Here is a 7,776-nt window from a genome sequence, read left to right as displayed (position 1 = left end):
AAAAAATTACTGAAGGCGGATTTCACGAATTAAAAATTGGTCTTTCAAAGTTTCTACCTAAAGAGGCGTCTGTGTATAATGTAGAACTTGTTGACAATGAAAACACTGACTCTCTTAAAAAGAAGATGCATTCACGGGCTAAAGGTGCACTTAATAATGCGAATGAAAAAATTGACGATAAGATTATCGATCAAATATGCGACTTATTTAAACAAGCCGAGACAATTTTTATCTATGGTTATGGCGCATCATTTGTAGTAGCTACAGATTTATATCAAAAGTTGTCACGCATTGGTTTAAATATTCAACTTGTACAAGAAACACACATCTTCACAACGATGTTAGCAACTCATAATGCTAAAGATTGTGTTGTGTTTATTACAAATAATGGTATGCAAAGTGAAATGCGTTCCATTGCTAAGGTTGTATCTGATTATCATATTCCTGTGGTGACAATCACAAGTACGTCAGATAACCCTGTTGCCAAGCGATCTGATATTATTTTATCTTATGGTCAAACGGATGAAAATGAAATGCGCATGGGTGCTACCACTTCTTTATTTGCACAAATGTTTACAATAGATGTACTTTATTATCGTTACATCGCATTGAATTATCAGTCATCATTAGATTTCATTACGCAATCTAAAATGGCTTTAGATAATTATCGAAAGCATTTATCAAATATTGAATTTAAACATTAGACAAATAGAAAAAGCGATTCGTCATACTTAAAATTTCTTAAGAGAAAATGTATGAACGAATCGCTTTTTCATTTTATTAATCAAACATTTATATTTTATTGACGTTCTTGCGTCATTCTAGCTTTCTTTGCATGTTGATCTTTTTTATTATAACGAATGAAATAATAAAGTGTCACAAAAGCTAAAAATACGATACCTATAACAACAGAGACAACTGTTTCTTTATTAAATAACATGCCTATAAGTACTAAAATCAAGAACGCAATTGTTAAGTAGTTCGCAAACGCGCCTCCTGGCATTTTGAAAGGATGCTGTTTCACTTCTTCAGGATGTAATTTTCTAAAGCGTAAATGACTAAATAAAATCATAAACCATGGAATCATACCTGGTAAGATTGAAGCACTATATACGTATACGAAAATACTATCTGCCCCTTTAATCAATAAAGGAAGAATAACATTTAATAAGGCTCCAATTAAAATACCAATTGAAACTGCTAATACTGTGTAGAATGGTACACCATTTTTCATTACTTTAGAGAAAATCTTAGGCATTTGACCATGTCTAGATAATGTATAAATCATACGACTGGCACTGAAGATACCAGAGTTACATCCTGATAATGCTGCTGTTAATACAACAAAATTAATTAAACCAGCTGCGAATGTAATTCCAACTTTGGCAAATGTAGCTACAAATGGACTTCCGATATCCCCTAATTTGTCCCAAGGATAAACAGAAACAATGACAAAAATTGCACCAAGGTAGAAGATTAAAATTCTCCAAATCACCCCATTGACCGCCTTAACAATATTCTTTTGAGGATTTTTAGTTTCACCTGCTGAAATACCAATGAGTTCAACACCTTGATATGAACCGATAACAATTGATAAAGCGAAGAAGAAGCCAACAATACCATTTGGCATAAATCCACCGTGTGTCCATAAGTTAGAAATACCTACAGCATGTCCACCATTTCCAATTCCAAATAAGATAAGTCCAAAACCTGCAATAATCATTAAAATAATTGTAACGACTTTAATTAATGCAAACCAGAATTCAAATTCACCAAAGGCTTTAACTGAAACTAAGTTTGCTCCCATTAATAATGCAACTGCAACAATTCCCGGTATCCAGTTAGGTAAGTTTGGGAACCAATAGTTCATATACTCACCCACCGCGATAACCTCACTCATCCCTACAACTACCCATTGGAAGATATTACTCCATGCTGTCATATAACCTGCCGCTGTATGGATATAGTCACTTGCAAATGTTGCAAATGATCCTGTCGTAGGATTGATATAAATCATTTCCCCCATTGCTCTCATGATTAAGAATAAAAAGATGCCTGCAATTAGATATGCAAGAATAACTGATGGGCCAGTCCATTTAATAGTGCTAGTCGCACCCATGAAAAGACCGACACCGATTGTTCCACCAAGTGCAATCATTTGCATTTGACGTGCACTTAGGCCCCTTTGTAATTCATTATTTTCCATAATTTTACCCCATCTCTAAATCTAGATTATTATTTTAATGATAATCTTATTTTCGTAATTATACTACAAATTGACGAAATTGAAACAAAATTTTTACAATTTATTGAAATCGCTTACAAAACTATAATATCAACCTTTTTGATTTTTGGAAATACTTATTTTGATTATTTTTCTGAAAATTAAATCTATTAAAGCGACTAAGCCTTCAATCTGTTGGTCGATGAGATTGTTAAATATTTATTGCGTTTCAATGTGTTTATTTTAAAAATTAAACTTACTTAAGTTTTTTATAAATAGCTTGAGGATATCACCTCATAAATGGTTTCATTCTAAATGACTGAGTGAGTGTGATATACTTTCTTTAAATAGTTAAAGGAGATTGATTATGGATAAAGCACTTATACAACGTGCAATCAAAGTTGCTTTGATTTTTATGATTGTGTTTTTCTTACTAAATTATTTTACTATGAAGCATTCTGATTTAATGCATGTTGTGGGTCGTACGCTTTTAGCAACACTGGCTTTCTTCATCATTTATATAGTGGCTTTTACAATCTTAAGTTCTGATGAACGTAAAATGATTTACGGTACTACCCTTCCAATATCATTTGTCATTTGCTTGCTTATTGGAACATTTTTCTTTACAACGCAAATTGGCGTGATAAGCGGCTTAATTATTGGAATAGTAGCAGGAATCATATGGGAACTGATTAAGAGAAGAAAAAATGGAGGTCATTTGTCATGACAATTATTATTGGCGTTGTGATTTTAATATTATTAATCATCAGCTTAGTGCCTAATTATCAAGCGATGAAATTAGCTAAAAATCAAGGCCAAAAATCTACTCGATATACTATAATGGTGGGAATTGATTTAGTTTTAATTGTACTCATACTCGTCACGTTAATTCTAAAATTAACCACATAATCTAATGTATGTTTAAGTTAGTTACATACTCAATATCAAATTCAAATTAATAGCTCTAAGATCATTTCTTTATGAGATACACCTTAAAAGTTGGACTAAAGAATCTAACTTAAGTGCGTTCTATAAGTTAAAGAAGTATCTTAGAGCTTATTTCATATCGCTATTTTGTTTATCTAGGAATAACTAAACGTTTTATCTTATCTGCTAAGTTATTTTATAGTCTTCCCTGTAATAGAAGAAAGTATCCTATCGTTGCAAGGATAAGGTAAACGATAGTACCAATAATAAATGATCTAAGTTGTACGTGAAATGGTGTTCTTTTATTAAATATAGGTCCTAATACGAGGTTCCCTATGGCTAAGATGATAGGTCCTGCTATAAAGAATAGTATGGTATAACCCACGTTATGTACCTCCTATTTATTTTCAAATAATTGCGTCACGATATCTTCAAGTGACATGTCCTTACCAACATAATTCACGGTTGAAAAGTCTTGATGCGCAGTCATCACATTTGTATTTACGACAACATCTAATCCTGCCATCATAGCAGCTGTTGCCCCGTTCACTGAGTCTTCAATTGCTAAACAAACAGTTGGATTATAGTTTAATTGCTGGACAGCTGTTAAATAAGGTTCTGGGTCAGGCTTAACGTTCTCAACATCTTCCCTACCTACGATCACATCAATATAGTCGTCTAAACCTAACTTTTTAAACGTTGGCAATATATCTTCTCTATAACTACTCGTTGCAATTGCCATCGGAATATGTCGTTGTTTGAGATAGTTCATTAACGCTTTAATCGTGTCGATGATAGGTAAATCTCCACTGGTTTCATGATGTTCCTGATAAATTTTCTCTTTCTTATCTAAACCAATCGCAGTTTCTAAGTGATTATGTAAATCTGTAGCTGCACCACCTATTGATTGTCTATAGAAATCAATAGAAATCGGTTCGACTTTATGAAACTTAAGATGTTTATTAATTGTCTCAAATAAATGACGTTCTGTATCAATAATAGTTCCATCAAAGTCAAAGATCACTGCTCTATACATCTTTTTTTCTCCTTTTTTAATCACTGTTATTACACATACTAACACAAACAACGCCTACTGTTACTAGATGAACTGTAGACGTTGTTTTCAAAATTAAATCACTGATTAACGTTTTGACCAATATTTAGCAAGTATAGGTCCTGAAATATTATGTATAAAACTAAACACTGCGCCTGGAACAGCAGCTAACGGACTGAAATGGACTGTCGCTAATGAAACAGCGAGACCTGAATTTTGCATACCCACTTCAATTGCCACTGCTTTTTTATCTCTACGTTCTAGTTTAAATATGTGTGCTAAAACAAAACCAATCGTATAACCTAAAACATTATGAAGAATTACAACTAAGAATATAAGTAATCCTGTTTTAACAATTTGATCCTTACTTCCACCAACGACTGATGCAAGAATAAGTGAAATAGCAACAACAGAAATAATAGGCAAAGCTGTAGCAGTTTTTTCCGCAACTTTCTTTGCAAGTCTTTGGAAAATAAACCCTATAACTATAGGGATCAAAACAACTTGAACGACTGACCAAAACATACTCATAAATGAAACCTTTAGCCATTCGTGCGCAAATAGATAAATTAATGCAGGAGTAACTATTGGAGCAAGAAGTGTTGAAACGCTAGTGATTGCGACTGATAAGGCCACATTAGCATTTGCTAAATAACTCATAACATTACTTGACGTTCCTCCAGGGCAACACCCAACTAAAATCACGCCTATTGCAATTTCTGAAGGTAAATTAAACGCCTTAGCTATCAAAAAAGCTAGTGAAGGCATTATTGTAAATTGTAAAATGACTCCTATAATGACTGGTCTAGGTGATTTAAAAACGATTTTAAAATCTTTAGGACTTATAGTCATTCCCATTCCCAACATAACAATTCCTAAGAGATACGGTACAAACGATCCTAAACCAGCAAATTGTTGGGGAAACATAAAACCAATGATTGCTGCTAAAATCATCCACAATAAAAAAGTTTTAGTCGTAAACTGACTTATTTTATTTAACAAGAAAAACACTTCCCTTAATACAATGATTTCAAATATTATCATAGGAAGTCATTTATCTCAATATGTTTTCAGAATATTCATTAAATTAAGCGGTAAAAACTCTATTTTTTATAAATTTTGTTAATAAAAGATTACAAAAGAATAAATTTTAACTTCGTTCAAAAGTCTTAGTGATTATACAAAAAAAGAGTGGTACAATCTATTTAAACGGACAACGTACGCTTTTGTTTTACGCTAGTTTGATACCTATATAAAGAATGTTAAAGATTGGGAGGTCATAACATGTTGATTGATAAATTTGAAACCTACATTATCAATATTGCAGGTTTGAAATCTCGCTCAACGCGAAAAAAATTAACTCATTTGTGTAAAGAAATAAAATTCTGTGAGTCATTACAATTTTCTATATTCAAACAAAATAACATGTATGCTTTAGAGGTGAGCCTACCTAAGCAACAATTACCTTATTTAATTAGTTTTTTAAGCTTCCATAATTATTCTATTTATCAAATTTTATCTCCTAAGCATGTCGATGAACTTCTTGATTCTGAACATCTTTATCAATCAGCCAAACGATTTGATTTAGCTATCGACGGATTACAAGACCCTTTTATTAAAGATAAAGTGATTGATATCATGAATATGTTTGCTAATCATCATGATGTTAACTATACATTAAATAATAATTGTGCGAGTGTGTTATGTGCTCCTGAGGTGTTCACGCAATTACTTCATACTATTGCAACACGTAATATTGATATTTTATCTGCAAGTTATCGTGCTAAGATGTTGCATAAAGCACGTATTTCATAAATGTACCATCCAGTGAATAGTCACTGGATTTTTTAATATAAACAATCATTTTTGGACATAATACCTCAAAAAATAATAGCAGTAAGAGGATTTCAATTGGAATCTTCTTACTGCTACTTTTATATTCAAAACTCGCTAATCATTACTTTTCATCAAAAACTAAGTGTTCAAATGCTTCTCGTACTTGTGGTACGGTCATACCCACAACAACTTGGACATTTTTGCCACTCTTCACTAAGCCGTGTGCCATTTGGTCATGAGTAAAGTAACCACTATCTTCTACTTTAGATCCATCATTTACTGTTAAACGTAAACGTGTGGTACAGTTCGTCACATCTTTAATATTTTCTTTTCCACCTAAACCTTCTAGGTAATAGTATGCTTTCGCTTCATATTCATTACTAGGTTCAAAACCTGAATTGTCAGTATTACCTTCACCCTTTTTCTCTTTATAATCTTTTTTAGAGAAAAGTTTAACTTCTTCTTCAGCACGACGACCTGGCAATGGAATATCGAATTTTAAGATCAAGAATCTAAATACAAAGAAGTAAATTCCTGAGAATATTAAACCAATCACAACTTGTGCAACATATGTCATCCAGTGATTTTGACCTAATGGAATCCAGTTTGTAGCGATAAAGTCTAATAATCCCCCGCCCATATTACCTACAACACCAAAGCCATACATGATTGTATCCATTGTAGCAGCTAATAATGCGTGAATGACAAATAAATATGGTGCGATAAATAAGAATGTAAATTCTAAAGGTTCTGTAATACCAACCACTACTGCAGTTAACGTAGCAGGAATTAATAATGCTGCTACTTTTTTACGATTTGCTTTAGGCGTCGTAGAATACATTGCTAAAGCAATACCGATAGCACCAAAGACTTTACCATTACCTTGCAACATAAAGCCATAATGGAATTGATCTTTTAATGGTTTGCTACTTTCTGCAAATTGATTTAAGTGTCTAAACCATTCAGCTTTTAATCCATCTTTTGCAACGACAGGACCAACTTCAATAGGTGCGTAAATAAAGTGATGCAATCCTGTTGGGATTAACACACGTTCTAAGAAATGATACAACCAAACACCAATATAACCAGATCCAATAATGAAATGTTGTACAGATTCAATACCGTTTTGAATCGTTGGCCATACAACGCAAGTAATTGCAGCAATCGGTAACATAACAAAGAATGAAATTGTTACAACAAATGTTAAGCCTTGGAATACACCTAACATCTCAGGCAATTTCTTACTATAATATCTATTATGTATCCATGTCACAATGGCTGAAATAATGATAGCACCTAAGATGTTTGTATCTAACGTTTCAATCCCTGCAATTGCTTTTAAACCTGTGACATTTTCTACGCCTTTTTTAAGATTTGCGCCAAAGGTATGAGGCCATTGCGTTAAAATTGCATTAATAAATGTGTTGAACATCAAATAACCCATTAATGTGGCTAAACCAGCATGGCCAGGAGCCTTTTTCGCTAAAGATAAAGGCAGACCAACAACGAATACGATTTCCATATGATTAAAGATAACCCAGCCACCAGATTCAATGACTGACCAGAATTTAAACCAGAAAGTATGTTGATCTGCAAGTCCACCCATAATTGTTGGATTTTTGAAAAGTGTTGCAAAACCGAGTACGATACCGAAAAATGCAAACATTAATACTGGAACAATCATCGCACTACCAAAACGTTTAATTGCGTTCATAATTAAAACCTCCACATCCCA

At 32.9% G+C, this 7,776-nt stretch carries 9 protein-coding genes; 4 read left to right on the top strand and 5 right to left on the bottom strand.

What is annotated here, in order from left to right; all coding sequences use genetic code 11:
- Positions 1 to 704 (top strand): MurR/RpiR family transcriptional regulator (locus tag HMPREF3264_RS02795; protein WP_070871861.1); only part of this gene is annotated, 704 nt, incomplete at its 5' end.
- A gap of 95 nt (positions 705 to 799) precedes the next feature.
- Here HMPREF3264_RS02795 and HMPREF3264_RS02790 read toward each other — a convergent pair.
- Positions 800 to 2,206 carry an amino acid permease gene (locus HMPREF3264_RS02790; protein WP_070871860.1) on the bottom strand — a complete coding sequence of 469 codons (1,407 nt, stop codon included), beginning with the start codon at positions 2,204 to 2,206 and terminating at the stop codon, positions 800 to 802.
- Between the two features lie 385 nt (positions 2,207 to 2,591).
- On the opposite strand from HMPREF3264_RS02790, the gene HMPREF3264_RS02785 reads away from it, so the two are divergent.
- Complete coding sequence (locus tag HMPREF3264_RS02785) at positions 2,592 to 2,951, top strand: hypothetical protein (RefSeq protein WP_070871859.1); 360 nt, start codon at positions 2,592 to 2,594, stop codon at positions 2,949 to 2,951.
- Positions 2,948 to 3,133, top strand: coding sequence for a hypothetical protein (locus HMPREF3264_RS02780; protein WP_002443895.1), 186 nt, complete (start codon positions 2,948 to 2,950; stop codon positions 3,131 to 3,133). The genes HMPREF3264_RS02785 and HMPREF3264_RS02780 overlap by 4 nt, the downstream gene beginning before the upstream one ends.
- Positions 3,134 to 3,347: 214 nt before the next feature.
- Here the strand turns inward: HMPREF3264_RS02780 and HMPREF3264_RS02775 are convergent, their stop codons facing one another.
- The 3 genes from HMPREF3264_RS02775 to HMPREF3264_RS02765 all read right to left on the bottom strand — a co-directional run bounded on the left by HMPREF3264_RS02775 (position 3,348) and on the right by HMPREF3264_RS02765 (position 5,249).
- Entirely contained in the window at positions 3,348 to 3,536 is a 189-nt protein-coding gene (locus HMPREF3264_RS02775; protein WP_070871858.1) for a hypothetical protein, read from the bottom strand.
- 12 nt (positions 3,537 to 3,548) lie between these two features.
- On the bottom strand, positions 3,549 to 4,187 hold the full coding sequence (locus HMPREF3264_RS02770; RefSeq protein ID WP_037541609.1) for an HAD family hydrolase: 639 nt from the start codon (positions 4,185 to 4,187) through the stop codon (positions 3,549 to 3,551).
- A 105-nt stretch (positions 4,188 to 4,292) separates the two neighbouring features.
- The gene (locus HMPREF3264_RS02765) at positions 4,293 to 5,249 is read right to left on the bottom strand and encodes a bile acid:sodium symporter family protein (RefSeq protein WP_371106817.1); all 957 of its coding nucleotides are present in this window, start codon (positions 5,247 to 5,249) and stop codon (positions 4,293 to 4,295) included.
- 240 nt (positions 5,250 to 5,489) lie between these two features.
- Between HMPREF3264_RS02765 and HMPREF3264_RS02760 the strand changes: the two genes are divergently transcribed.
- Positions 5,490 to 6,020, top strand: a complete 531-nt coding sequence (locus tag HMPREF3264_RS02760; protein WP_002443898.1) for a hypothetical protein — start codon at positions 5,490 to 5,492, stop codon at positions 6,018 to 6,020.
- 142 nt (positions 6,021 to 6,162) lie between these two features.
- On the opposite strand, the gene HMPREF3264_RS02755 is transcribed toward HMPREF3264_RS02760, so the two are convergent.
- On the bottom strand, positions 6,163 to 7,755 hold the full coding sequence (locus tag HMPREF3264_RS02755) for an alpha-glucoside-specific PTS transporter subunit IIBC (RefSeq protein WP_070871856.1): 1,593 nt from the start codon (positions 7,753 to 7,755) through the stop codon (positions 6,163 to 6,165).
- Between the last annotated feature and the right edge of the window lie 21 nt (positions 7,756 to 7,776).

Origin of the sequence: Staphylococcus sp. HMSC62A08 (assembly GCF_001839105.1) — a bacterium.
Lineage (GTDB): Bacteria > Bacillota > Bacilli > Staphylococcales > Staphylococcaceae > Staphylococcus > Staphylococcus caprae.
The sequence above is the reverse complement of the archived record's forward strand: the minus strand, read 5'-3'. Positions and strand labels throughout refer to the sequence as shown.

Coding starts and splice junctions, on each gene's coding strand:
- HMPREF3264_RS02790 (WP_070871860.1), bottom strand. CDS start 2,206: ATGGAAAATAATGAATTACAAAGGGGCCTAAGTGCACGTCAAATGCAA.
- HMPREF3264_RS02785 (WP_070871859.1), top strand. CDS start 2,592: ATGGATAAAGCACTTATACAACGTGCAATCAAAGTTGCTTTGATTTTT.
- HMPREF3264_RS02780 (WP_002443895.1), top strand. CDS start 2,948: ATGACAATTATTATTGGCGTTGTGATTTTAATATTATTAATCATCAGC.
- HMPREF3264_RS02770 (WP_037541609.1), bottom strand. CDS start 4,187: ATGTATAGAGCAGTGATCTTTGACTTTGATGGAACTATTATTGATACA.
- HMPREF3264_RS02765 (WP_371106817.1), bottom strand. CDS start 5,249: ATGATAATATTTGAAATCATTGTATTAAGGGAAGTGTTTTTCTTGTTA.
- HMPREF3264_RS02760 (WP_002443898.1), top strand. CDS start 5,490: ATGTTGATTGATAAATTTGAAACCTACATTATCAATATTGCAGGTTTG.
- HMPREF3264_RS02755 (WP_070871856.1), bottom strand. CDS start 7,755: ATGAACGCAATTAAACGTTTTGGTAGTGCGATGATTGTTCCAGTATTA.